Source organism: Catenuloplanes niger, assembly GCF_031458255.1.
GTDB lineage: Bacteria > Actinomycetota > Actinomycetes > Mycobacteriales > Micromonosporaceae > Catenuloplanes > Catenuloplanes niger.
The window spans coordinates 523,855-548,445 of sequence record NZ_JAVDYC010000001.1; the positions used below are offsets into that span (position 1 = coordinate 523,855).

At 74.3% G+C, this 24,591-nt stretch carries 23 protein-coding genes; 10 read left to right on the top strand and 13 right to left on the bottom strand.

Translation table 11 applies throughout. The features are described 5' to 3' along the window. Positions 1 to 6: 6 nt before the first annotated feature. Positions 7 to 657, bottom strand: a complete 651-nt coding sequence (locus J2S44_RS02295) for a GOLPH3/VPS74 family protein (protein ID WP_310408583.1) — start codon at positions 655 to 657, stop codon at positions 7 to 9. 12 nt (positions 658 to 669) lie between these two features. Here J2S44_RS02295 and J2S44_RS02300 point away from each other — a divergent pair, with 12 nt between their 5' ends. Next, positions 670 to 999, top strand: coding sequence for a hypothetical protein (locus J2S44_RS02300; protein ID WP_310408586.1), 330 nt, complete (start codon positions 670 to 672; stop codon positions 997 to 999). Here J2S44_RS02300 and J2S44_RS02305 read toward each other — a convergent pair. Both J2S44_RS02305 and J2S44_RS02310 read right to left on the bottom strand, forming a co-directional pair. Continuing rightward, positions 972 to 1,628: a response regulator transcription factor gene (locus J2S44_RS02305; RefSeq protein WP_310408589.1), complete on the bottom strand. Its 657-nt coding sequence runs from the start codon at positions 1,626 to 1,628 to the stop codon at positions 972 to 974. The genes J2S44_RS02300 and J2S44_RS02305 overlap by 28 nt on opposite strands. Beyond that, positions 1,616 to 2,818 carry a sensor histidine kinase gene (locus J2S44_RS02310; protein ID WP_310408592.1) on the bottom strand — a complete coding sequence of 401 codons (1,203 nt, stop codon included), beginning with the start codon at positions 2,816 to 2,818 and terminating at the stop codon, positions 1,616 to 1,618. Before J2S44_RS02310 ends, J2S44_RS02305 begins: the two co-directional genes overlap by 13 nt. A gap of 188 nt (positions 2,819 to 3,006) precedes the next feature. Here J2S44_RS02310 and J2S44_RS02315 point away from each other — a divergent pair, with 188 nt between their 5' ends. The 3 genes from J2S44_RS02315 to J2S44_RS02325 are packed head-to-tail and all read left to right on the top strand — an operon-like array spanning position 3,007 to position 6,530. Then, entirely contained in the window at positions 3,007 to 3,237 is a 231-nt protein-coding gene (locus tag J2S44_RS02315) for a hypothetical protein (RefSeq protein ID WP_310408594.1), read from the top strand. After that, complete coding sequence (locus J2S44_RS02320) at positions 3,234 to 3,968, top strand: ABC transporter ATP-binding protein (RefSeq protein ID WP_310408597.1); 735 nt, start codon at positions 3,234 to 3,236, stop codon at positions 3,966 to 3,968. The genes J2S44_RS02315 and J2S44_RS02320 overlap by 4 nt, the downstream gene beginning before the upstream one ends. Positions 3,969 to 3,974: 6 nt before the next feature. Continuing rightward, positions 3,975 to 6,530: an FtsX-like permease family protein gene (locus J2S44_RS02325; RefSeq protein WP_310408599.1), complete on the top strand. Its 2,556-nt coding sequence runs from the start codon at positions 3,975 to 3,977 to the stop codon at positions 6,528 to 6,530. Here the strand turns inward: J2S44_RS02325 and J2S44_RS02330 are convergent. Next, positions 6,520 to 6,744 (bottom strand): hypothetical protein, encoded by a 225-nt coding sequence (locus J2S44_RS02330; RefSeq protein ID WP_310408602.1) that lies wholly within the window; start codon positions 6,742 to 6,744, stop codon positions 6,520 to 6,522. The genes J2S44_RS02325 and J2S44_RS02330 overlap by 11 nt on opposite strands. Positions 6,745 to 6,863: 119 nt before the next feature. Here J2S44_RS02330 and J2S44_RS02335 point away from each other — a divergent pair, with 119 nt between their 5' ends. Next, complete coding sequence (locus J2S44_RS02335) at positions 6,864 to 6,989, top strand: hypothetical protein (RefSeq protein ID WP_310408605.1); 126 nt, start codon at positions 6,864 to 6,866, stop codon at positions 6,987 to 6,989. Positions 6,990 to 7,204: 215 nt separating this feature from the next. Here the strand turns inward: J2S44_RS02335 and J2S44_RS02340 are convergent, their stop codons facing one another. From J2S44_RS02340 to J2S44_RS02355, 4 genes are all read right to left on the bottom strand, one after another. Then, a complete protein-coding gene (locus tag J2S44_RS02340) occupies positions 7,205 to 7,942 on the bottom strand; it encodes a siderophore-interacting protein (protein ID WP_310408607.1) in 738 nt (245 codons plus the stop codon). 65 nt (positions 7,943 to 8,007) lie between these two features. Continuing rightward, positions 8,008 to 8,526, bottom strand: coding sequence for a GNAT family N-acetyltransferase (locus J2S44_RS02345; RefSeq protein WP_310408609.1), 519 nt, complete (start codon positions 8,524 to 8,526; stop codon positions 8,008 to 8,010). 337 nt (positions 8,527 to 8,863) lie between these two features. Continuing rightward, complete coding sequence (ligA, locus tag J2S44_RS02350) at positions 8,864 to 10,993, bottom strand: NAD-dependent DNA ligase LigA (RefSeq protein WP_310408613.1); 2,130 nt, start codon at positions 10,991 to 10,993, stop codon at positions 8,864 to 8,866. A gap of 139 nt (positions 10,994 to 11,132) precedes the next feature. After that, positions 11,133 to 11,960 carry a SigB/SigF/SigG family RNA polymerase sigma factor gene (locus tag J2S44_RS02355; RefSeq protein ID WP_310408615.1) on the bottom strand — a complete coding sequence of 276 codons (828 nt, stop codon included), beginning with the start codon at positions 11,958 to 11,960 and terminating at the stop codon, positions 11,133 to 11,135. Positions 11,961 to 12,123: 163 nt separating this feature from the next. On the opposite strand from J2S44_RS02355, the gene J2S44_RS02360 reads away from it, so the two are divergent. Then, positions 12,124 to 13,086, top strand: coding sequence for a glycosyltransferase (locus tag J2S44_RS02360; RefSeq protein WP_310429449.1), 963 nt, complete (start codon positions 12,124 to 12,126; stop codon positions 13,084 to 13,086). A gap of 12 nt (positions 13,087 to 13,098) precedes the next feature. Here J2S44_RS02360 and J2S44_RS02365 read toward each other — a convergent pair whose 3' ends face one another. Then, the gene (locus tag J2S44_RS02365; RefSeq protein WP_310408618.1) at positions 13,099 to 14,922 is read right to left on the bottom strand and encodes a rhamnogalacturonan lyase; all 1,824 of its coding nucleotides are present in this window, start codon (positions 14,920 to 14,922) and stop codon (positions 13,099 to 13,101) included. Positions 14,923 to 15,147: 225 nt separating this feature from the next. Then, positions 15,148 to 15,564, bottom strand: coding sequence for a VOC family protein (locus tag J2S44_RS02370; protein ID WP_310408621.1), 417 nt, complete (start codon positions 15,562 to 15,564; stop codon positions 15,148 to 15,150). 95 nt (positions 15,565 to 15,659) lie between these two features. On the opposite strand from J2S44_RS02370, the gene J2S44_RS02375 reads away from it, so the two are divergent. Then, positions 15,660 to 16,616, top strand: coding sequence for a helix-turn-helix transcriptional regulator (locus J2S44_RS02375; RefSeq protein ID WP_310408623.1), 957 nt, complete (start codon positions 15,660 to 15,662; stop codon positions 16,614 to 16,616). An 89-nt stretch (positions 16,617 to 16,705) separates the two neighbouring features. Then, a complete protein-coding gene (locus J2S44_RS02380; RefSeq protein WP_310408626.1) occupies positions 16,706 to 18,226 on the top strand; it encodes a hypothetical protein in 1,521 nt (506 codons plus the stop codon). Here J2S44_RS02380 and J2S44_RS02385 read toward each other — a convergent pair. Then, positions 18,205 to 18,492, bottom strand: a complete 288-nt coding sequence (locus tag J2S44_RS02385; RefSeq protein ID WP_310408629.1) for a hypothetical protein — start codon at positions 18,490 to 18,492, stop codon at positions 18,205 to 18,207. The two genes, J2S44_RS02380 and J2S44_RS02385, sit on opposite strands and share 22 nt — an antisense overlap. 155 nt (positions 18,493 to 18,647) lie before the next feature. Between J2S44_RS02385 and J2S44_RS02390 the strand changes: the two genes are divergently transcribed. Beyond that, positions 18,648 to 19,895 (top strand): MFS transporter, encoded by a 1,248-nt coding sequence (locus J2S44_RS02390; protein ID WP_310408632.1) that lies wholly within the window; start codon positions 18,648 to 18,650, stop codon positions 19,893 to 19,895. 111 nt (positions 19,896 to 20,006) lie between these two features. On the opposite strand, the gene J2S44_RS02395 is transcribed toward J2S44_RS02390, so the two are convergent. Beyond that, positions 20,007 to 21,965 carry a putative bifunctional diguanylate cyclase/phosphodiesterase gene (locus tag J2S44_RS02395; protein WP_310408635.1) on the bottom strand — a complete coding sequence of 653 codons (1,959 nt, stop codon included), beginning with the start codon at positions 21,963 to 21,965 and terminating at the stop codon, positions 20,007 to 20,009. Between the two features lie 83 nt (positions 21,966 to 22,048). On the opposite strand from J2S44_RS02395, the gene J2S44_RS02400 reads away from it, so the two are divergent. After that, entirely contained in the window at positions 22,049 to 23,089 is a 1,041-nt protein-coding gene (locus J2S44_RS02400; RefSeq protein ID WP_310408638.1) for a sugar ABC transporter substrate-binding protein, read from the top strand. Positions 23,090 to 23,254: 165 nt separating this feature from the next. On the opposite strand, the gene J2S44_RS02405 is transcribed toward J2S44_RS02400, so the two are convergent. Continuing rightward, positions 23,255 to 24,541, bottom strand: a complete 1,287-nt coding sequence (locus J2S44_RS02405) for an ABC transporter substrate-binding protein (RefSeq protein ID WP_310408641.1) — start codon at positions 24,539 to 24,541, stop codon at positions 23,255 to 23,257. Positions 24,542 to 24,591: the final 50 nt, after the last annotated feature.

Below are 24,591 nucleotides of genomic sequence, written 5' to 3' on the forward strand. Positions count from 1 at the left end.
GGCGGCTCAGGTGGTCGCGGCCGGCAGCACGGCCGCGACCATCACCACCGCCTCGACGTCGGCCACGACGCCGGCCACCGGCGGCGCGTCCCGCAGCTCCGCCAGCCGCCGCTGGAGGTGGGCCGCGGGCACGTCCGGAAAGACGAGCCGGTCCCAGCCGAGCGCGCCGACCAGCGTGCACAGCACGGCCACGCGCGCGTCCACCGGCCCGGCGCCGTCGACCGCGGCCCGCATGCGCGCCCGCACGTCGGCCTCCGCCGGCGGCGTCACACCGCCCGGCGCCGGATAGCGCCTCGCCGGGAACACCAGCAGCACCCGGCCGTCCCGCCGCTCCAGCACCCCGCCGTCGACCAGCCGGTCCAGCACGACCCGGTGGCCGTCCTCGCGGGCCAGCGTCCACAGCCAGTCACGCGGCGTCAGTGACGTCCCGGCACCCGCGATCCGGGCCAGCACCGCGTCCGGCACGGCCCGGCCGGTCGGCGTCGCGTCCGACACGGCGACCGTGCCGCCGTCGATCGCGATCCGCCCCTCGAGCATCAGTTCCAGCAGCGACGCGGCGGCGACCCCGTGGTTCAGGCCGCGGACGCCGGCCTCCGTGGTGCCGTCCTCGTCGCGGTAGGCGAGCAGGACGAGCGCTTCGGCCAGCGAAATATCCACGACCCAGAGGATATGCCCCGTTCCGGCGTGCCGGCGGGCGGTCGACACGGCCGAGTCTGGGATCCGACGGTCAGCAACTGGAAGGTCTTCGACCTCTACACCTGCAACCGCTACCACTTCTCCTACTGGGACGGCCCCGGCCTCTACCTCAACCACCAGACCGGCAGCGCGGTCTCGTCCGTCTACAACCAGTCCGGCGGCGTGCTGCACACGTTCACCCCGACTACCCCACCATCCACCCGTACGACTGGACCCCCGCCTGGTCGATCCGCAACTGCTGACCCCGCCGCGGTCCGGGCCGGGACCGCGAGGGCTCAGCGTCTGGCCTCGTCGCGGAGGTAGTGCAGGACGGCGGCGACGCGGCGGTCGGTCTGGTCGTCCGGGGAGAGCTCGAGCTTCGAGAAGATGCTGCGAATGTGTTTGTGGACGGCACCGTCGGTGACGAAGAGCTTCTCGGCGATGGCGGCGTTGCCCAGGCCCTCGGCCATCAGCGCGAGCACGTCCCGTTCGCGCGGGCTGAGGCGTTCCAGCTTCGAGTCCGGGCGGGTGCGGGTGAGCAGCTGCGCCACCACCTCCGGGTCGATCGCGGTGCCGCCGCCGGCCACCCGGTGCAGCGCGGTCATGAACTCCTCGACCCGGCCGACGCGCTCCTTCAGCATGTAGCCGAGGCCGCCGCCGCCCAGCGTGAACAGGTCGGTGGCGAAGGCCTGCTCGACGTACGCGGAGAGGACCAGCACGGCGAGGCCCGGCTGCCGGCCGCGGGCCTCGACCGCGGCCTTGATGCCCTCGTCCGTGTGCGTGGGCGGCATGCGCACGTCCACGATCGCCACGTCCGGCGTGTGCTTGTCCACCGCGGCCAGGAACGTGACCGGGTTGTCCGTGGTCTCCACCACGTCCAGGCCCTCCGCGCGCAGCAGCATCGCCAGGCCCTCGCGCAGCAGCGCGTCGTCCTCCGCCATCACAATCCGCACGGCAGCTGTACCTCCACAGTGGTCGGACCGCCCACCGGGCTGGTCAGTGTCACGGTGCCGTCGTGCGCCTCGGCCCGGCGGCGGATGCCGGTCAGGCCGGTCCCACCGCCGGAGTCCGCGCCGCCGCGCCCGTCGTCCGTGACGACCAGCCGCAGCGTGTCCGCCTCCCGGGTGAGCGTGACCGTGGCCCGGGACGCGCCGCTGTGCTTCGCGACGTTGGTCAGCGCCTCGGCCGCCACGAAGTACGCGGTCGCCTCCACGGACGCCGCGCACCGGCCCGGCACGTTCGCGTCGACGGTGACCGGGACCGGGCAGGTCGCGGCCAGCGAGGCGAGCGCGTCGGAGAGACTTCGATCGGACAGCACCGGCGGCAGGATACTGCGCACCACCGCGCGCAGCTCCGCGAGGGCCAGCTCGGACGCGGTCTGCGCCCGTTCCAGGATCTCGTCCGCGGTGGCCGGGTCGCGCTGCACCGCGCGCCGGGCCGCGCCGAGCAGCACGCTCACCGCCACCAGCCGGTTCTGCGTGCCGTCGTGCAGCGCGCGTTCGATCCGGCGGAGCTCGACCGCGTGCGCGTCCAGCGCGGCCGCGCGCGTCGCGGTCAGCTCCGCGATCCGCATCGCCATGTCCTCGCCCGGGCCGGGCCGCAGCAGCCGCCGGCCGGGGAGCTCCTGCAGCCGGACCATCAGCGGCACCACGTACAGCGTCATGAACAGCCAGAAGACGCCGAACAGACCCACCAGCCACGCCCCGCCCTGGGTACGGATCAGCGGCCAGCCGATCGCCGGGACCGCCTCCTCCGGCGGGGTCAGCCGCCAGTAGAGCGGGAACAGGCCGTCGCGCAGGATGTCGACCGCGATGGTCAGCCCGAACATGCCGAGCAGGAACCCGGACGTGGCGTGCAGCGCGAGCCAGCGCAGCTCCCGCCCGGTCGCCCGGTCGGTGACGACCGCGCGCAGCGAGGTCTGCGGTGGCAGCCCGGCGGGCAGGCCGAGGCGGCGGCGTTCGATGTCCGCGACCGCGCGCATCCGGCCGAGCGCGAACGGCGCGCCGCGGCGGGCGAGCACGGCCACGGCCAGCGGCCAGAACACCAGGCCGGCCAGGAACGCGGTGCCCCAGCCGACCGCGATGCGTTCCACGGCGGTGATGCCGATCCGCAGACGCCGGCGGACGGCCTCGACGACGGACATGGTGGGTGCCTCCTTAGACAGGCTTCCCGGCGACCGTAGGGCACGGCACCGGTGCCGCGGCAAGGGGCACGGCCGGAAAGTACAGCCTGCTGTACCACGGCTGGGCAGCGCACGGGATCGTTGCGGCGGGCCGCCGGTCATAGCGTCGTAGACATCGAGAAACGCCCGTCTTCGAGGGAGTGAACGAGATGGCCACCGACCCGTACCGACTGACCGATCAGACACCCGAGCCGCCCCGCCGGGAGGACCCGCCCACCGACCGGACCCGGCTGCTGCTCTGGGTGGTGCTGGTGGTCAGCGCCGGCATCAACGCCGCGCTGTCGACCGTGAACGTGTGGGCCGGCTCCGCGGTCGGCGTGATCGTGCTCGCCACCGCGGTGGCACTGGTCGTCCACTACCGCAAGGGCCGGCGCGGATGACGGCCGTCCTGACCCGCACCGCGGTCACGCTGGAGGACGTCGTGAAGACGTACTCCGGCGGTGTCCGCGCGCTGGACGGCGTGTCGCTGACCGTGGCGGCCGGCACGTTCCTGGCCGTGATGGGGCCGTCCGGTTCCGGCAAGAGCACGCTGATGCACTGCGCGGCCGGGCTCGACACCCCGAGCAGCGGACGCACCTTCATCGAGGGTACGGAGATCAGCCGCCTCGACGAGACGAAGCGCACGGTGCTCCGCCGGTCCCGGGTCGGCTTCATCTTCCAGCAGTACAACCTGCTGCCCTCGCTCAGCGTCGCGGACAACATCACGCTGCCGCTGCGCCTGGCCGGGACCGCGCCGGACCGGGAGTGGGTGCGCACGCTGGTCGAGCGCGTCGGCCTGGCCGACCGGCTGCACCACCGGCCGGCCGAGCTGTCCGGCGGGCAGCAGCAGCGCGTCGCGGTCGCCCGGGCGCTGGTCACCCGGCCGGCCGTGGTCTTCGCGGACGAGCCGACCGGTGCGCTCGATCTCCGTACCGCGCGGGAGGTCCTCGATCTTCTCCGCGCGCTCGTCGACGAGCTGGGCCAGACCGTCGTCATGGTCACCCACGACCCGGCAGCGGCCGCCCGCGCCGACCTGGCACTGGTGATGGCGGACGGCCGGATCGCCGACACCGTCCCGTCCCCCACCGCGGCACAGCTGGCCCGCCGCCTCACCGAGCTGGAAACGGAGTAAGACACCATGTTCTACCTCGCCGCACGCATGGCCCGGCATCGCGTCGCCGGGCTGATCGCGGTCGCCTGCGCCACGCTCGGCGGTGCCGCGCTGGTCTCCGCGGTCGGCGTGATCGCGGAGTCCGGACTGCGCGGGCACCCGTCCCCCGGCCGGCTCGCGTCGGCGGACGTGGTGGTCTCCGCACCGCAGACCTACGCCGTCCCGGAGGATCTGCCGATCACGCTGCCGGACCGGGCCGGGGTGCCGTCCGCGCTCGTCGCCCGGCTGGCTTCGCTGCCCGGCGTGACCGCGGCGATCGGCGACGTGACGGTGCCGGCCGCGCTGATCGGCGCGGACGGCCGGGTGACCCCGGTCGACGGCCACAACTGGACCTCGCTCTCCCTCACCGCCCCCTCTCCCGCGCCCAGCGCCTCGCCGGGTACCTCGCCGGGCACCTCGCCCGGCACCGAGGGCGGCGGGCGGCCGACCGGGATCCCGGACGGGCTCGCCGCACCGTCGGGTGACTCCGAGATCGCACTGGACGCCGCCACCGCCGCCGCGGCCGGCGTCGGCACCGGCGGCACTGTGCGGCTCTCCGCCGACGGCCGGACCGGTGACTACCGGGTCACGGCCGTGCTCGACGCCGGCGGCCCGGGCGTGTTCTTCGACGACGCCACCGCGATCGCGCTGACCGGCCGCACCGAGGACCGGGTCGACCTGGTCGCGCTGCGCACCGAGCCCGGCCGCGCGGACGAGGTCGCGGACGCGGCCCGCGCGCTCGACGCCGGCCTGACCGTGACGACCGGGACCGCGCGTGGCGACATCGCCGACCCGGAGACCGCGGCCGGCCGGAGCATGCTGCCGATCATGGCCGGGTCGCTCTCCGGCGTGACGCTGATGATCATCGGCATCATCGTCGGCGGCGCGCTCGCGGTCTCGCTCACCGGCCAGCGCCGCGAGCTGGCCCTGCTCCGCGCGGTCGGCGCGACGCCCCGGCAGATCCGCCGGCTCGCCACCCGCCAGGCGCTGATCGTCACGGTCGCGGCCTCGGTGCCGGGCGCGGCACTCGGCTACCTGGTGGCCGCGCGCTTCCGGGAGCTGCTGGTCGCAGTCGGGCTGGCGCCGGCCGCGCTGCCGCTGCAGTGGAGCCCGCTCCCGGGCGTGGCCGGCGTGCTGCTGATGGTGCTGACCGCCTGGATCGCGGCCCTGGCCGCGGTCTCCGGAATCGCCACGATGCCCGCGACCGAGGCGGTCGCCGGATCGCGCACGGAACCCCGTACCCCCTCGGTCCGGCGTTTCTCCGCGGGCCTGGTCGTGCTGGCCGGCGCGAACGCGCTCGCGGTGACACCACTGATCTCCCGCACCGAGATCGGCGCCGCCACGACCGCGATGGCCGGCATCCTCGCCGCGATCGGCCTGGCCATGGCCGGTCCCGGCCTGCTCTCCCGCGCCGGCCGGGTGATGGCCCGGCGGCTCCCGGCGCGGGCCTCGGCCCCGACGTGGCTCGCGATCGCCAACACCCGGGGGTACGCGGTGCGCACCGCCGCCGCCGTCAGCACGCTCGCGGTCGCGGTGGTGTTCACGCTCACCTACGCGTTCAGCCACACCACCGTGCTCGCCGGCGCCACCCGCGACCAGGCCGACGGCACGGTCGCGCAGCTCGCGGTGACGGCGCCGGAACTGGGCCGGGTGCCGTCCGAGCTGACCGGCGCGGTCGCCGCCGTCCCCGGCGTGACCGGCGCGGCCATGGTGGGCGGCACGACCGTGCTGTGGACGTCCCGGATGTTCGGTGACGAGATCGTCGAGCCGTCCGAGGCCGCCGTGCTCACCCCGGAGGCCGCGGCCGTGCTGGACCTGGGCGTGCGCGACGGCGACCTGGCCGGGCTGACCGGCGCCACGGTGGCGATCGACGCGACCACCGCCTCCGCCCGCCGCGCCGGCGTGGGCAGCGAGGTCACGCTGGTCCTCGGCGACGGCACGTCGGTCACCGCCCGCGTCGCCGCGGTCTACGAACGTGGCCTCGGCTTCGGCCCGGTGGTGCTCGCCCGCGACCTGGCCGCCGGGCACAGCTCCGGCCTGGACCAGCGGCTGCTGGTCCGCACGGACGGCAGCGCGTCCGCCCGGGACCGGGTGGCGGAGCTGGTCGCGTCGCGGCCCGGCGTCGCGCTGGACTCGGCCGCGCCGGACCCGGTGGCCGTGCCGTCCGAGCTGTGGCTCAACATTGCGGTGCTCGGGGTGCTGCTCGGCTACCTGCTGCTCGGCATAGCGAACAAGCTGGTCGCGGCCACCAGCGCGCGCCGGGACGAGCTGACGCTGCTGCGGCTGACCGGTGCCACCCCCGCCCAGGTCCGGGCCATGCTGCGTCGCGAGGCCGTGCTGATCTGGGTCTTCGCCACCGCCGGCGGGGCCGGGCTCGCGGTCCTCCCGCTGATGCTTCTCTCGCTGGGCTTCCTCGGCCGCCCGTGGCCGGCCGGCCCGTGGTGGCTCGGTCCCGCGGTGGTCGCGGTGGTCGGTCTGATCGCGTTCCTCAGCATCGAGATCCCCGGCCGCCGCGTCCTGCGCTCCACCGCCGTCACGGTGTGACCTCCCCGGCGTCCGGCTCCGTCGAGCCGGGCGCCGTGCCGGCGCGGGTCCGGCGATCCAGCGCCCGGAACACCCACCACCCGATCTGGGCCGGCCGGACGAGCCACAGCACCTCCGGGCGCATCCGGCCGGGCACGACCCAGCCGAACCACGGCGCGGCGCAACCGACCGGCCACGACACCTCGGCCGCCGCGACGAACCACCGCCGGTCCACCGCCGCCACCACACGGGGATCAGCGCGCTCAGCCCGACCACCCACATGAGAGCGTCCCGCCACACCACCGTAGGTTGTGTCCACTGCGGATGACGACCGGCCACGGAAGGGGAAACGCTGTGGAAACGCGCAGGCGGTTCGTGGAGCGCGCCACCTCCGGCCCCGGCTACGCCGCGATAGTCACGGTCACCGCGCTCGGCGTCGGAGTGGCCGCCGCGCTCCTGGAGGCCTGGGCACCCTGGTGAGCGACCGGTCCCCGGCCGGCACCGGTCCCCGGCCGGCACCGGTCCCCGGCCGGCACCGGTCCCCGGCCGGCACCGGTCCCCGGCCGGCACCGGTCCCCGGCCGGCACCGGTCCCCGGCCGGCACCGGTCCCCGGCCGGCACCGGGCATCGGCCGGCACCGGGCATCGGCCGGCCCGGAAGCGGCGGACGGGCCCGGACCGGCGCCGTGGGCTCGATCAGTCGCCGGAGCCGCCGACCGCACCCTCGCGCCAGTAACCGCGGACCGCCACCCGCTCGGCGGGTAGACCACGGTCGTGCCGCAGGTGGGTGCGGAGCGTGCGCATCACGGCGGCCTCGCCGGCGCCCCACACGAACGAGCCCGGCCCGATCGGCACCGCGGCCACGGCCTCGAGCACGACGGCCTCCGGGACCGCGCCGAGCCAGCGGACGTCCGCCGCCCGGCCGCCGCCCAGCTCGCGCCGCGGGCCGTCGACCAGCACCAGCACCCGGATGATCGCCTCCGCCGGCAGCTCCTCCAGGAAGCGTTCGGCGGCCGGCAGGCCGGTCTCGTCCGCGATCAGCAGGTAGTCGTCGCAGTCGGCCGGGAAGACCTGGCCGACGCGCGGGCCGATCACGCCGAGCGCGGAGCCGGGCGCGGCGGTCGCGGCCCAGCGGCCGGCCGGGCCGTGCGCGTGCAGCACGAAGTCGATGGTCAGCTCGCGAGCCACCGGGTCGAAACGGCGCGGCGTGTAGTCGCGGATCGCGGTCGCGTCCCGGCGGCCGGGGGCGGGCAGCGTCAGCTCGCCGGTCGCCTCGTCCGGCACGACCACCCGGACGTGGTCGGCCGAGGCCAGCGGCAGCCACGGGAACTCGGCCTCCAGCTCCGGCCCGCCGAGCACGATCCGGCGCATGGTGGGGCTCAGCGTCTCCACCCGGAGCACCTCGAGCCGCCGCCGTCGTTCCTGGTGGGACACGCGTCGCACCAGACTGGCGCCCCTGCCTCCCTCGCGCGCCGCGGTGCCGCGGCCAATCGGTTGTGTCACCCGGACATTCTCCCGGCGTGCCGATCGGGCCGGTGCGCAGGGGCGTGCTTCAGGTAGCGGCGGACCGGCACCAGCAGGATCGTGTCGCCGACCTCGGCCCGGAAGTCGAACCCACCGCCGTCGCGCCAGCCCTGTCGCTCGTAGAACCGCCGGGCCCGCGCGTTGCCGGGCGCGACCGCCAGCCGGGCGGTGTCGTGGCCGGCCGCCGCGACCTGCCGTTCCGCCTCGGCCAGCAGCATGCCGGCGACGCCGGTGCCCCGGTGCGCGGCCGCCACGTAGACCTGCTCGACCTCGTCGCCGGCCACCATGATGAACCCGGCCGGCTCGTCGCCGTCGACCGCGACCGTGATGTGCGCCAGCCGGTCGGTCACGCGCGGCGGGAACGACTCCGGCGTGCGCACCGCGACGAGCGCCTCCGGCACGCTTCCCACGTGCCCGTCGTGCCATCCGCGGTGCCAGAGCCGCGCGATCGCCTCGACGTCGGCGGGCACGGCGGGACGCAGTTCGATGCCCATGCCCCGACGGTACGCATCACCGCCGCTCGGCCGCGCCCAGGCCCGGTCCCACCGGCCCGATCCGGTCCCACCGGCGCGATCCGGTCGTCTTCGGAACCGACCCGGCGCGGGACCGGCAGGGAGGCCGCCCGCGGCCGACCGGTGCCCGCGGGAGCACCGAAAGGCGCCCGCGCCGGAAGCGGGACATGACCTGCCCTGTTCCTGGTCCGGCGGGAGCCTGCTCTGTTCCGCCCGGTGGGAGCGGCTTGGCCCGGCGGGAGCGGCTTGAGCCGGCGGGAGCGGCTTGAGCCGGCGGGAGCGGCTTGGCCCGGCGGGAGCGGCTTGAGCCGGCGGTGCGTCAGAAGTCGTCCAGCGCCGGCTCCTCGCCCGCGTCGTGCGCGGCCAGCAGCGCGGCGAACCGGTCGGACGGCATGATCCGCAGGCCCAGCTCCTCCGCCTTGGCGGCCTTGGAGCCGGCGCCGTCGCCGACCACGACCAGCTGCGTCTTCTTCGAGACCGAGCCGGACGACTTGCCGCCCAGCCGCTCGACCGCCTCGTTGCCCTCGTTGCGGGTCAGGCCGGGGACCGAGCCGGTGACCACGACCGTCATCGGCGAACCGTCCGCGTTCTGCAGCGGCAGCCGCGGGCCGTCCGGGACGGCCTCGGCCTCGGCCGCGGCCCGCTCGGACGCCGGCACCACGCCCGGCTCGACCATGTTGACGCCGTGCGCCGCCAGCTTCGCGATGATCGGAGCCAGCTCGACCAGCTCGGCCGCGATCGTGGCCGCGCGCTCCGGGCCGACGCCCTCGACGTCCTGCAACTGCTCGACGGTGGCGCCGGTCAGCTCGTCCATGGTGCCGAAGTGCTTGGCCAGCCGGCGCGACATCGACCGCCCGGTCATCCGCACGCCGAGCCCGGTCAGCACCCGGGACATCGGCTGGGTCTTGGAACCCTCGATGTTCGCCAGCAGCTTCGTGGCGGACGTCGTGCCCATCCGCTCCAGCGCGGCGACCGCGTCCACGTCCAGCTCGTAGAGGTCGGCCGGGTCGGTCACCATGCCGGCCGCGACCAGCGCGCGGATCACCTTGTCGCCGAGGCCCTCGATGTCCATCGAGTCGCGCGCCGCGAAGTAGGCCAGCGACTCGGTCGCGCCGCAGGCCCGCCCCTGCGTGCACCGCCAGCGCTTCTGCGAGCGGTCGATGTCGCCGCCGCAGCGCGGGCAGAACTCCGGTGGCGTGAACGCGACCGCGTCGGCCGGGCGCTCGTCCAGCTTCGCCCCGGTGATCTCCGGGATGACCTCGCCGGCCCGGCGGACGAACACGGTGTCGCCGACCCGCACGTCCCGCCGGACGAGGTCGCCGAAGTTGTGCAGCGTGGCCGAGGTGACCACGACGCCGCCGACCTGGACCGGTGCGATCACCGCGACCGGGGTGATCACGCCGGTGCGACCGACCTGCACCTCGATCTTGGTCAGCGTGCTGGTCCGGGTGTCGGCCGGGAACTTGAACGCGGTCGCCCAGCGTGGTGCGCGGCTGGACGACCCGGCCGCGTCCCGGTCGGCCGGCGCGTCCGCCTTGATCACCGCGCCGTCGATGTCGAAGCCGAGCTTGCCGCGCAGCGCGCCGAGCGCGGTGACCGCGTCGACCAACTCGTCCGCGGTGGCGCACCGGGGCATGCCGGCCGGTGAGCCCGCGGTGGTGGTGACGCCGAGGTCCGCGATCGCGGCCATCGCGGCGCTGTGCGTGAGCCCTTCGCCACCCGGCAGGTCGTGCACCGCGTACGCCAGGAAGGACAGCGGCGCCAGGTAGGCCCGGTCCTGCGCGCGGAGCGTGCCGGCCGCGGCGTTGCGCGGGTTCGCGAACGGTGCGCCGCCGTGCGCGACCCGCAGCTCGTTGGCCTTGGCGAAGTCGTCGTCGGTCATGAAGACCTCGCCGCGCACCTCCACCGTGACCGGCCGGGTCAGCTCGCCCGGCAGCCCGGCGACCGCGCGGGCCTGCGCGGTCACGTCCTCCCCCGCGGTGCCGTCGCCGCGCGTCGCGACCTGCACCAGCGTGCCGTCGACGTAGCGCGCCGCGATCGCCATGCCGTCGATCTTCGGCTCGACCGTGAAGCCGGCGACCGGCCGGCCGATCACCTTCTCCAGGCGGGCCGCCCACTGTCGCAGCTCGTCGGCGTCGAACACGTTGGCCAGGCTGAGCATCGGCGTGCTGTGCACGACGTCACCGACCACGCCACCGCCGGCCGCGACCACCTCGGTCGGCGAGTCCGCCACCGCCCACTCCGGGTGCGCCGCCTCGCTCGCGGACACCCGGGCGAACAACGCGTCGTAGGTGGCGTCGTCCATGACGATGTCCTCGCCCGCGTAGTACGCCGAGGCGGCCTCCCGCATCCGCGTGATCGCCTCCCGGTAGTCGTCGGCGGTCTCGAACGGCGCGGCGTGCGCCGCGTCGACGACGGGTGCGATCTCGTTGTCGGCGGTCGTGGGCATAGGGCACTCGTTTCCTCAGGTCCTCGTGACGATCTTCTTTCTACTCCACGGGTACGACATGTTCCGGTCACGCCTCGCAGTGCGGACGCAGTGATGGCGGTGCTCCGTCCGGAGCACCGCCATCACGAACGTGATCGGGTCAGCTGAACGCGGCGACGTCCATGTGACCGCGCAGCTTGGTGAGGGCCTTGGTGAGCAGCCGCGAGACGTGCATCTGGGAGATGCCGAGCTGGTCCGCGATCTGCGACTGGGTCAGGTTGCCGTAGAAGCGGAGCGAGATGATCCGCTGCTCGCGCGCGTCGAGCATCGCCAGCGCCGGGCCGATGCTGGCGCGGAGGTCGACCTCGTCGTAGTCGTTGTTCTCGTCGCTGATCGTGTCGCCCAGCTCGGTGCCGCCGTCCGGCCCGATCGGGGTGGACAGGCTCGTGGCGCTGTAGGCGCGGGCGCCCTCGAGACCCTCCAGCACCTCTTCCTCGGTGACACCGAGGTAGGCGGCGATGTCCGCGACGAGCGGCGAACGGCCCAGCTTGTGGGTGAGCGTGTTGTTGGCCTCGCTGATCGCGAGCCGCATCTCCTGGAGCCGGCGAGGCACCCGGATCGACCAGGTGCGGTCGCGGAAGTGCCGCTTGACCTCACCGACGATGGTCGGGATGGCGTATCCGGCGAAGTCGACGCCGCGCGACGCGTCGAACCGGTCGACCGCCTTGATCAGGCCGACCGTGGCGGTCTGCACGAGGTCGTCGGTGAGCTCACCGCGGCCGGAGTATCGCTTGGCGAGGTGGCGGGCCAGCGGCAGCCAGGCTTCGATGGCCCGGTCGCGCAGCGCCGGACGGCCCGGGTGGTCGGCGGGCATCGCGGTGAGCGCGGCGATCAGGCCGGTGGCCGCGTCCGCGGAGCGGGCATCGGTCAGCGTGTCACGCTCGGCGACGTCCTGCGCGGTCGCGGCGGGGGCGGTGGTTATCGTCATGAGCGTTCCTTCGCTTGTTACCGCCAGCCCGGATGCCCGTTCGGCTCCATGACCTTAGCCGAACGGCGGGCAACAAAGATAGCCGAAAGTATGAGTCACTTTCGGTATTCACCCGAATGCGATTACGTCATCACCCCGCCGTCGAGGAGACCCATTGACCCGCGTGCTCTTCGCCGGGCTCGCGTCGCCCGGTCACACCTTCCCGATGGTGCCGCTCGCGGTCGCGGCGCGGGAGGCCGGTCACGAGGTGTGGTTCGCGGCCGGTGACCACGTGCACGCGGCGCTGACCGCGCACGGGTTGCGGCCGTTCCGGCCGGCCGACGCGTTCTACGAGATCTACGCGGACGACCTGCTGCCCGAGCTGGAGCGCCTCCGGCCGGATCTGGTCATCCACGGCTGGGGTCTGCCCGGCGTCGCGGAGGCCGCGCGGCGGAAGGGGATCCGGAGCCTGTGGCACGGGTTCGGGCGGCTCTTCCCGGAGGGCATCGGTCTCGCCCGGCCGTCGGTGGAGCTGCCGGTGCTGGACATCTGCCCGCCGTCGTTGCGGTCCCCCGAACCGACCGGACCGGCGATCCCGCTGCGGCCGGTCCCCTACGCCGCGCCGGGTCCACAGCCGACCGCGCGGCGCGGCCCCCGGCCGCTGGTCTTCCTCACCATGGGTACCGCGTTCAACACGCCGGAGGCCCTGCGTACCGCGCTGCGCGGGCTGGCGGGCCTGGACGCGACCGTGGTCGCCTCGACCGGCGGAACCACCGTCGACGCCGACGTCCCGGACAACGCCCTGGTGCGGCCGTGGGTGGCGCAGGCCGGGCTGTTCCCGGTCGCGGACCTCGTCGTGCACCACGGCGGCAGCGGCACCATGCTCGGCGCGCTCGCCCACGGCGTACCGCAGCTGGTTCTTCCGCAGGGTGCGGACCAGTTCGCGAACGCGGCGGCGCTGTCCGCGGCCGGCGCCGCGACGAGCCTGCCCCCGGCGGTGGTCACCGCGGACGCGATCGCCGCCGCGGCCCGGCTGCTGCTGGCCGACCGGGGCGGCGACCATCGAGCGGCCGCGCGGGCGATCGCGGCGGAGATCGCCGCGATGCCGGCACCGGACGAGGTCGTCGGGACGCTCCTCGCCCGGTGAGCGGCACCCGCCTCAGCTGATCTGGAAGCTCGGGTGCGGCGGCTGGTTGTAGGCCGTGTTCTGCCAGGCCACCGCCTCGCGGTACATCCGGTCCTGCATCAGCGACACGCGCGAGATGCCGGTCGGATCGGTGGTCTGGTAGATCCGCAGCGCCGTGTTGTTCGTGGTCGGCCAGATCACCTCCTCGCGCCAGTCACCGAGGATGTCGGCCTGCAGCGACGGCGTCGCCTTGGTGCCGTTGTTGGAGTGCACGCCGCTCGCGGTCAGCAGCGTGGTGTCCGACGACGTGCCGTACTTCTTGATGGTGGTGCCGTCCAGCAGCTCGCGCTGGCCGTCGCCGTCCCACCAGATTACGAAGTTCGCGGACGACGGCTTGCGGCCGACGTTCGCGCCGGACGTGTTGCGCAACCCGTCCACCGCGTTCGACCAGGACTCCGCGCCCGGGCTGCCGGCCCAGATGTCGGCGGAGACGCCACGGCCGTTGTCGCAGCCGCACGACGGCGCGTTCCAGATGATCGCGCCGGTACGCGCGTCCGCCATGTAGTGCGCGTACTTGCTGCCGTCCTCGTCGACCTTGAACACCTCGAGGCCGCCGCGGCTCGGGATCAGGTCGCCGACGTGCAGCGCGTCGCCGTGCCCCTGATTGGTGCGCCACAGCCCGGCGCCGTTGTCGTCGATCGCGATCGCGCCGTAGATGATCTCGTCCCGGCCGTCCGCGTCCACGTCCGCGACGGACAGGTTGTGGTTGCCCTGCCCGGCCCAGGCCGACCCGTTCGTGGAGGAGTTGCTGTCGAACGTCCACTTCCGGGTCAGCGCGCCGTTGCGGAAGTCCCAGGCCGCCACCACGGTACGGGTGTAGTAGCCGCGCGCCATGATGATGCTCGGGTACGACCCGTTGAGGTACGCGGTCCCGGCCAGGAACCGGTCCACCCGGTTGCCGTAGTTGTCACCCCAGCTGCTGACCGTCCCGCGCGGCGGCACGTAGTCCACGGTGGCCGCGGCCCGCCCGGTCTGCCCGTTGAAGACGGTGAGGTACTCCGGCCCCGTGAGGATGTATCCGGAACTGTTCCGGTGGTCCGCGCTCGCGTTGCCGATGACCGTGCCGCCGCCGTCCCGGGTGCCGTCCGCGGTCTTCATCGCGACCTCGGCCCGGCCGTCGCCGTCGTAGTCGAAGACCTGGAACTGCGTGTAGTGCGCGCCGGCCCGGATGTTGCGCCCGAGGTCGATGCGCCACAACCGGGTCCCGTTCAGCCGGTACGCGTCGACGAACACGTTCCCGGTGTAGCCGGACTGCGAGTTGTCCTTCGCGTTCGACGGGTCCCACTTCAGCACGATCTCGTACGCGCCGTCGCCGTCCAGGTCGCCCACGGACGCGTCGTTCGCCGAGTAGGTGTAGGCGACACCGTCCGGCGTGGTACCACCGGGCGGCACCTGGATCGGCACGTCCTGGCTGGCCGCGAGCGTCCGCACCGGCTCCTCCGCGGGCGTCCCGAGCGTCTCGGCGCCGCCGGTGACCGGCCGGACCGCGTAGGTCGCGCTCGCCGGCGCGCCCGCGTCCGTGAAGTTGGTGACCGGCGCGGTGCTGACCCGGACGCCGTCGCGGTACACGGCGAACGCGACGCCGGCCGGATCCGACGCGAGCAGCCGCCAGGACAGGAAGTTGCCGCGGTCGGTGCGGATGCTGACCAGCCCGCGGTCGAGGCGCTCGGTGTTGCCGGCGGCCGGCGCGGCGGCCGGCGTGGGCGTCTCCGCCGCGTGCGCCACCGCGACACCGCCGCCGGTGAGCAGCAGCGTGGTGGCGGCGAGTGCGGCGGACCGCTTCTTGATACGTTTCATGAGCGGACATTCCCCTGCCCTCGGGGTCGCGGTCCGCGAGGGGGGTCAGCCGATGCCGGTCGGTGGCCGGCACCGGCTGCGGGCGTGGCGGACCACGGCCGTGCGATGCGCTTCCCGGTGGAGGCGGAAAGCGGTTACCCAGGCCGTTAACCTAGGCGTTACATTTGTTACTGTCAATACTTGGCAGCCCGGCGCCCGCACGGACGCCGGGCACCGGGTGGCGGGTCAGTAGGCGACCGCGACGTCGATGACCCAGGTGACGCCGAAGCGGTCCTTGAGCATCCCGTAGAGCGGCGTCCAGCCGGACGGGCCGAGGTCCTGGATGACGGTGGCGCCGTCCGAGAGGCCCTTCCAGCAGGCGGTGAGCTCGTCCTGGTCGGTGCCGCGGACCGAGACGTAGACCGGCTTGTCACCGGCGTCGTACGACTGGCTCGCGGGCACGTCGAACGCCATCACGTGGAAGCCGTTCGCCGACAGCACCTGACCCCAGGCGACCAGGTCGGCCTCGGCCGGGTCCGTGGTGCCGTACCCCTGCCGGTGGGTGGCGATCGTGATCTCGCCGCCGAACACGGACCGGTAGAACTCCAGGGCCGCGCGGGCGTCGCCGCGGAAGTTGAGGTGCGTGGTGGTGGTGATGCTCATGATGACTCCCATCGAGTGTCCGTCCTGGTTGCGAGATGAACTCTGACAGCGGTAGGTGCCAGGGTGTGTCACCTTCTGCCGGCATGATGGGCGTCATGCCGAAGACCTCCGCGCGCCTGCTCGCGCTGCTGTCGCTGCTGCAGGCCCGCCGCGACTGGCCCGGGACGCTGCTCGCCGACCGGCTGGGCATCAGCCTGCGGACCGTGCGCCGCGACGTGGACCGCCTGCGCGAACTGGGCTATCCGATCGCGGCCGCGAAGGGGCCGGACGGCGGTTACCGGCTCGGCGCCGGCACCGACCTGCCACCGTTGCTGTTCGACGACGAGCAGGCGGTGGCGCTCACCGTCGCGCTGCAGGTCGCGGCGACCACACCCGGCAACGGTACGGGCGAGGCCGCGGCCCGCGCGCTGCACACGATCCGGCAGGTGCTGCCGGCCCGGCTGCGGCAGCGCATCGGCGCGCTCGACGTCACCGCGGTCGAACGGCCCACCACCCGGCCACCGGCCCCGGTCGACGGCGACGTGCTGCTGACCCTCAGCGCCGCGGTACGCGCCCGGGAGACGCTGCGCTTCGACTACGGGACGCACGACGCCACCGGCCGGCCGCCCCGCCGGGCCGAGCCGCATGCGGTGGTGACCTGGGACGGGCGCTGGTACCTGGTGGCGTGGGACCTGGACCGCAACGACTGGCGCACGTTCCGGGTGGACCGGATCACGCCGTGGACGCCGAACGGTCCCCGCTTCACCCGCCGCGAGCTGCCCGGCGGCGACGTGGCCGCGTTCGTCGCGGGTCGTTTCCAGGGCGGCACGCCCTGCCGGGGCACGGTGATCCTCGCGCTGCCGGCCGCGACCGTGGCGCTCTACACCCGGGACGGCGTGGTCGAGGAGCTCGGCCCGGACCGCTGCCGCCTCACGCTCGGCTCCTGGTCCTGGACCGCGCTCGCGGCCGCCGTCGCCCGGTACGACGCGGACATCGAGGTGGTCGGCCCGCCCGCGCTGACCGACGCGTTCGCCCACCTGGCCCGCCGCTTCGCCCGTACCGCGGGCACGTGACCGGGGCCGTCCCCCGGCGGCCTGCCGGAGAACCGCCGGTACGGGGGAATTCCCGCGCGGAGCCGGCGTCCTCGGGACATGATGGCCCGATGTTCTGGACGAGGCGGCCGGCGCCGCAGCCGCACACCGACGTCGCGCGCGGGCCCGACCAGGGCCGGGCCGCGCTCGCGGCGACGCGGCGGGCGGCGGGCGGCGACCGGGAGACGCTGGACGCGGCGGCCCGACTGCTGCTGGACGCGGACACCGCCGAGACGCTGGTGGCGCTGAGCGCGGAGACGCGACTGATCATCCGGCTCGACGACCGCGCCCGCCGGCCCGGCTGGTCGGTCCGCGCCCCGGCGAGCCCGGAGTTCGGCGCCGGACCGGACCCGTTCACGGACACGGCCGCGCGCCGGCTCACGAACGGCACCGCGGGACCGGTGTCGATCGCGCTGGCGAGCATGCACCGCGACGGGTGGGTCCGGGAGGACGCGCTGGCCCGGATGGCGTCGTCGCGCAGTCCGATGTGGACGCCGTTCCTGGTGCTGCGGTCCGGCGACTGGGTGCGGCAGGTCCGCGACCGCGCGCGTACCGCCGTGACCGAGACGCTGGCCACGGCCGACGCGCCGCACCTGGGCCTGGCGCTGGACATGGCGCTGTCGATGCGGGTGCGGCACCGCGGCGGGTTCTCGCACGCGCAGGCCGTGGCCGTCGCGGTCACCGCGCACGAGGGAGCCCGCACGGAGCTGCTGATGTCCGGCCCGCCGTACCGGCGGCGGTTCGTGTTCGCGCTCGGTCAGGGGCTCGGCTGGTGGTCGCCGGAGCGCATGCTGCGGCTCGCGCGCCGCGACCGGGACCGGCTCGTGCGCGGCGGCGCGGCCGAGGCGGTCTGCCGGGACGCGCTCTGGACCGGGCAGGACGACCGGCTGCTCGCGCTGGCCGGGTCGCGCTACGCCCAGGTGCGCGCGCTCGCGCTGACCGGCCTGGCCCGGCTCGGCCGGCACGAGACCGTGGCCGGCCACCTCGACGATCCCGGCGTGCTGGTCCGGGCGATCGCCCGGGACTCGGCGCGGCGGGCCGGCCTCGACGCCGCCGGGCACTACCGCGCGGCACTGTCCGCGGCCCGGCCGGCGACCGGCGCGATCGCCGGGCTCGCGGAGACGGGCACGGACCGGGACGCGGCGCTGCTGCACGGGTTGTTCGGGCACGCCGACGCGCGGATCCGGGCCGCCGCGGTCAGCGGGTCACGGCGCCTGGGCGTACCCCCGGTGGCGCTTCTGCTTCCGTTGCTGCGCGATCCGGCCGCGGCGGTCGTCCGGGAGGCCGCGACCGCGCTGCTGCCGTTGCCGCGCGCGGTTCCCGAGTCGCTGATCGGCGAGTTGCTGACGGACCCGCGGGTGGAGCTGCGCCGGGCCGGTCACCGGCTGTCCCGGGCGCGCGGCACGGAGGCGCTGCTGCGTGCCGGGCTCGCGCTGATCGACGACCCGGACCCGGGACTGGCCGGACGCGCCGCGGCGGACGTGACCCGGATTGCGCGGAGCCCCGGCGCCCCCGCCGACCTGGCGGATCGCGCACGGTCCGGGATCGACGGCCGTCGGCCCTCGCCGGCTCACCAGAACTTGCGGCGGTAGTGCCCCTTGTGCCGGTAGTGCCCCTTGTAGCGCGCGTGCCCGTGGTAGCGCGCGTGCCCGTGGTAGCCGCCACCGTGGTGATAGCCGGGCGGCGGCCCGTACGGGTGGTGCCCGTGACCGTATCCACCGCGCCCGTGGCCGTGCCCGTACAGCCGGCGATTGATCTCACCCAGCAGTCCGCCCGCGACCGGGTTGCCCCGGTGCGCCTTCCGCTGCAGCTTCGAGGCCACCATCGACAGCAGGAACCGCTTGACGAAACCGCTCACCGCACCCCATCTCCTCACCAGCTCTGCCACCCACGGTAACCGACACGCTCCACCGCATCCTGTGCCTCGCCTGCCGGTTCCCTGAGAGCCCACCGGCCCGGCCGGATGGCGCATGCGAAAAATCGGTTGACGACGCCGATATTCTGATCCTCCGTGTGCGCGGTCGGCCGCGACGTCGGGAGGGGCCCTGTCCCTCCACGACCTCGGAGTCGCACATGCGCCGGGCACCAGCCCTCTCGTTCCTGCTCGTCACCGTTTTCCTCGACATGCTCGGGCTCGGCCTGATCGTGCCGATCATGCCGGCCCTGATGGCGGCCGTGACCATGGACGCGGCCTCGGCCGCGCTCTGGTCGGGCGTGCTCGGGTCGGTCTACGGCCTGCTGCAGTTCGCCGTGTCGCCGCTGCTCGGTCAGCTCGCCGACCGGTACGGGCGGCGGCCGGTGCTGCTCGCCTCACTGGTCCTGCTCGGCCTCGACTGGCTGGCGCACGCGCTCGCGGACGGCCCGTGGACGCTGCTCGTGTTCCACGCGCTCGCCGGCGCCTGCGCGGGCACGAACACCGTGGTCAACGCCTACCTCGCGGACGTCACCCCACCGGCGGGCCGGGCCCGGGCGTACGGCCTGGTCGGCGCCGCGTTCGGGCTCGGCTTCACGGCCGGGCCGGTGGTCGGTGGGCTGCTCGGCACCGTCGACGTGCGCCTGCCGTTCCTGGCCGCGGCCGTGCTGTCGTTCGCGAACGTCGCGTACGGCTGGTTCGTGCTGCCCGAATCCCGCCCCGGGGACCGCGGCACCCCGCTGACGCCGCGCGGCGCGAACCCGGTCGTGGCGATCGTCGCCGTGCTGCGCCGCCCGGTGCTCGGCCGGCTCGCCCGCGCGCGGTTCTGCGCCGACGCCGCCCGGATGACGCACCAGTCGGTCTGGACGTTCTTCGTGGCGTACCAGTTCGCCTGGAGCACCGCGCACATCGGCGTCGTGATGGCCGTCAACGCGGTCACCGTCGCGGTCGTGCAGACGCGCGCGGTCGGCCCGCTCGCGCGGCGCCTCGGCGACCGGCGGGCGGCCGTGGCGGGGAGCGTGGTCGTCGCGGTGTCGTTCCTGGGTACGGGTCTCGCGACCGCGCCGTGGATGCTCTACCTGGCGCAGGGCGTGGGCGTGCTCGGCGTGCTCGCGGTCGCGGCCACGATGTCCTGGATCTCCCGGGAGATCGGCGACGGCGAGCAGGGCACCGTGCAGGGCGCGCTGTCCGGGGTCGGTGCGACCGCGGAGACCGTCGTGCCGGTGACCGCGGGCGCGGTGTTCGGCTGGTCGCTGGCGTACGGCCGGCCGGGGCTGGTCTTCGTCCTCGCGGCCGTGCTCGCCGCCACGTCCGCGGTGATCCTCGCGCGGACCCCGGAACGCCGCTGACCGCCGCGACCCGCCGACTGTCGTACCCACTGTCTACAGTGCGCGCTCATGGGAAGCGGTTATCAGACCGTGCTCGCGTGCGGGCCGCTGCGGCAGCGGTTCCACGAGACCTCATGACAGCGCGGGTGCCGCCCGGTGGGACCACTCCGCCGCCCACGCGGCGAACTCGTCGGGCGGCAGCGGGCGGCAGAACAGGTAGCCCTGGCCGATCTCGCAGCCCATCTCGCCGAGCGCGCGGTGGGTGCGTTCGTCCTCCACGCCCTCCACCACGACCTGCAGGCCGAGCGCGTGGGCCAGCTCGACCATCGCGGTCACGATCGGGCGGCCCCGGGGCGTGGAGAGGATCTCCGTGGTGAACTGGCGGTCGATCTTCAACTCGTCCAGCGGCATCACCTGGAGGTAGCTCATCGACGAGTAGCCGGTGCCGAAGTCGTCGATCGAGAGCAGCACGCCGCGGTCGCGCATGTCGCGCAGCGCGGCGGTGGCCCGGACCGGGTCGTCGACCAGCGCGCTCTCGGTGATCTCGATGGTCAGCTGTCCGGCGGCGGTGCCGTAGCGGTCCATCAGCGCGGCCACCCGCGCCGGGAAGCCGGGGTCGAGCAGGTTGGACGCACCGACGTTCACCGACACCGGTGTCAGCAGGCCCTCGTGCCGCCAGCGCTGGTGCTGGGCGAGCGCGGCCTCCAGCACCGCCTCGGTGAGCGGGCGCATCAGGTCGCTCTGCTCCGCGGTCGGGATGAACAGGTGCGGGCCGAGCAGTCCGCGCGCCGGGTGCCGCCACCGGACCAGCGCCTCGGCGCCGCACAGCGCGCGGGTGCCGACCCGCACCTTCGGCTGGTAGTGCAGTTCCAGCTCGCCGTTCTCGATCGCCCGGCGCAGCTCGCCGAGCAGGGTGAGCTGCTCGAAGCTGTTCGAGTCAGCCTCCGGGTCGTACATGCTGATGCCGTTGTGCCCGCGTTTCGCCGCGTACATGGCGACGTCCGCGTGCTGGAGCAGTTCGGCCGCGCCGGTGCTGGGCTCCGGGTAGTACGCGACGCCGATGCTGCCGCTGATGTCCAGCGTGAGGCCCTCCAGCTCGGCCGGCCCGCACAGCCCGGCGAGCATGCGCCGGCCGATCTCCATCACCTCGTCGGCGGAGTCGACCGCGGACAGCAGCACCGCGAACTCGTCACCGCCGAGCCGCGCGACCACGTCCGTGCCGCGGGACGCGCCGGTCAGCCGCCGGGCGACCTCCTGCAGCAGCAGGTCGCCGGCGTGGTGGCCGAGCGTGTCGTTGACCTCCTTGAACCGGTTCAGGTCGATCAGCAGCAGGCCGACGCCGGACCCGCCCGGTACCGTACGCGCGATGGCCTTCTCGATGCCCTCGGTGAGCAGGTCGCGGTTGGCGACGCCGGTGAGCGCGTCGTGGCTGGCCCGGTACCGGCTCTCCGCGGCCTGGCGCTCGGTGCTGCGCTGGTAGACCAGCAGCACGACGGAGCAGAAGACGACCAGCGCCAGGTCGGCCACGGAGATCACGCCCACCGCCAGCTTGATCCGGTCGCTCTCCCGCTGTGCCTCCCGGAGCCGGTCGCCGATCTCCAGGTTGTTCCGCGCGATGTTGTTCGAGGCCTGCTTGCGCAGCGCGGCGGCGCTCAGTGCGGCCTGCCGGGCCTGCTGGCGCACCAGCTCCGCGTCGTCGCCGCGGGTCGCGTCGACCAGGTTCCGCAGCGTGTAGCTGTACCCGCCGTAGGTGTTCTGCAGCGACCGGGCCTGCGCGCTGTCGTCCGGGCCGCCGTGCGCGTTGAGCCAGCGCAGGTTCTCCTCGGCCGAGCCGATCGAGCCGGTCAGCACCGAGCGTCCCTGCGCGCTCTGCTGGTCCAGGAAGTCCACCAGCAGCTCGTACTCAATGTTGATTTTGAGGTAGATCTCGTTCCACTGCTGACTGACCTGTTGCCGGGCGGCGACGGACGCGGAGGCCTGTGCGGCGCTGCGGGCGCTGACGAACGCGAGACCGGCGAGCAGCATCAGGCCGATCATGAGCGCCACGATCGCGCTGCGGGCGACCGCGCGACGCTGCAACCAGTGGCGCATGCGGCCGCACCTCCTTCCGCCTCGCCCATCGACCGGGGCCGGGTTTCCCTGAGCTAATCCGGAACGGTGCCGATGGGACCGGCATGGACGTGTCCCGCCGGGTCCTCGCCGCGCTGCTCACGCTCACCGTCACCGCCGGCTGCTCCGGCTCCGGCGACCGGCGGACCGGGACGGTGGCGTTCCTGGTCGCGAGCCGCCAGTTCGGCTTCGTGCAGGAGATGACGCTGGGCTTCGCGCACGGCGTCGACGAGGTCGGCGGCGTGGCGCACCTCGAGTCGGGCCCGGGCGTGGCGGACAACACCGCGGAGCTCCGGGAGTTCGCCGAGGTGGAGCAGACGTCGCCGGCCGGTCTGTCGATCTTCACACTGAGCCCGGAGCTGTTCGCCGACTCGCTCGGCAGCACGGTCGCGCGCGGCACGCCGGTGATCGCGGTGCACTCGCCGCCGTCGCCGGGCTCCGGCATCCGGCTGTTCGTCGGCAACGACAACTACCAGCTCGGCGCGATGCTCGGCGAGGCGGTCGCGGCCCGGCTGCCGTCCTCGACCGGCGGCGTCATCGTGATCGGCTCGGTCTCGCCCGGCATCCCGTCGCTCGACCGCCGGGTGGCCGGCGTGCGCGAGGCGCTCCACCGGCGGCTGCCCACCGCGGTCGTGGTCGGCCCGTTCGACACCAAGCAGGAGCCCGAGGCGAACCTGCGCGCCTGGCAGACGCTGCGCAACGCGAACCCGGACGCGCTCGCGTTCATCGGCATCAGCGGCCGCGACGTCAGCTCGATCGCCTCGCTGCGCGAGTCCGGTCGCGATCCGTGGGTCGCCGCCGCGATCGGCTTCGACGACAAGGCGCTGACGCTGGCGAAGAAGGACCGCATGGTGCTGGTCTCCGCCGAGACCTACCTGCAGGGCGAGGTCGCCGGCCGCCTCCAGGCGCTGACCGCGAAGACCGGCCGGCCGTTGCCGATCGGCTGGATCCAGACGCCCGGCCTGCTCATCGACTCCGGCAACGCGGCCGCGGTCATCGGCCGGCAGTTCTCCGAGCAGCGCCGCCGCGAGTGGTTCCGCGAGACGGCCGGCACCATCGTGCACTCGCCGGAACAGTTCCTCCGCCCGCTCGCCGACGCGGTGTGAGAGGCCGAGAGCCGTCATGCGTTTCCCGCTTCCGGCGTGGCCGCTCCGGGCGTGCTCCCGCGGGCACCGATCGGCCGCGGGCGGCCTCCCTGCACGTCCCGCGGTGGGTCACCACGACCCCGGCGCGCCCGCTCCGACCGGAGCGGACGGGTCGGTTGACACGGGTCAGTTGACGCCGAGGCTGGCGGCGAGGCGGCGGCCCTCGGCGACCGCGTCCCGCCAGGCCTCGGTCTCGGTCTTGTCGCCGCGCTCGAACGCGCCGAGCTGCCGGATGTAGACCCGCTGCACGTCCGCGTCGGCCGGCGCCTCGTACACGCGGTGCGCGCGCTGGGCCGAGTCGCCGAACACCTCGACCGTGACCTGGCCGCCGAAGTACGCGTCCGGTTCGCGCAGCGCCGGCATCGTGTAGGTGGCGGGCGCGGCCGGGAACAGCGCGGCGTCCGTGAACGCGCGGGCCTGGTTCGCCGGCGACAGGAGCCAGGCCACGATCTCGTACGCCAGCGCCGGGTCCCGCCCGTTGACCGGCAGCGACAGGAACGACCCGCCGTAGTTCGCGCCGGCCGCCGGCCCGGACGCCACCCGCCAGTCCCCGGCCGCGTCCGGCGCCGCGGTCTTGATGTCGTAGCCGAGCCAGGCCGCGCCCAGCTCGGTCGCCAGCGTCCCGTTCCGCAGCCCGGCCTTCCAGGCCGCGTCGTCCTCGACCGGGATGCCCGCGCTCACACCGGTCCCGACCAGCCGCGCCGCCGTGTCCCAGGCCGCGCGCACGTGCGCGCCGTCGCCGACGAAGTGGTTCGACTCGTCGATGAACCGCTTCGTACCCTGGCAGATGACGATCGTGAACAGTTCCGGCGCGTTGCGGAGCAGTTTCACGCCGGGCAGCGCCCGCGCGATCGCGATGCCCGCCTCGAAGTAGTCGTTCCAGCTGCCGAGTTGCGCCGTCACCTCGCCCGGCTCGACCGGCAGGCCGGCCCGCTCGAACACGTCCGCGCGGTAGAACATGGCGGTCGGGCCGATGTCGATCGGGAAGCCGATCAGCCGGTTGTCCGGCGCGCTGGCCTGCTGCCACTTCCACGGCAGATACAGGCCGGCCACCTCGTCCGCGCCGACCCGGTGCAGGTCCGTGAAGAGGTCCGCGCGGGGCAGGAACGAGGCGATCTCCTCGCCCTTGATCCCGGCGATCGACGGCACCCCCTCGGCCGGCCCGGCCAGCGCCTCGGTCAGCCGCGCCCGGAAGTCGCCCTCGATCAGGGTCGGCTTGAGCGCGGTCCGCGGCGCGAAGTGGCGCACCGCGTCGGCCAGGACCGTGTCGCTCAGCCCGCCGGGCCAGTACCAGAGCACGGTTTCGCCGGTTTTGTCCGCGGCGCCGGATCCGTCCGCGCCGCAGGCGCCCATCGCCGGCGAGGCCACCAGTCCCGTCGCGACACGCAGGACTTGCCGACGGGACAGCGACACGGCACGGACCTCCTCTGCAATTCCCACCCTACTGCGATTAGCCCGTTCTA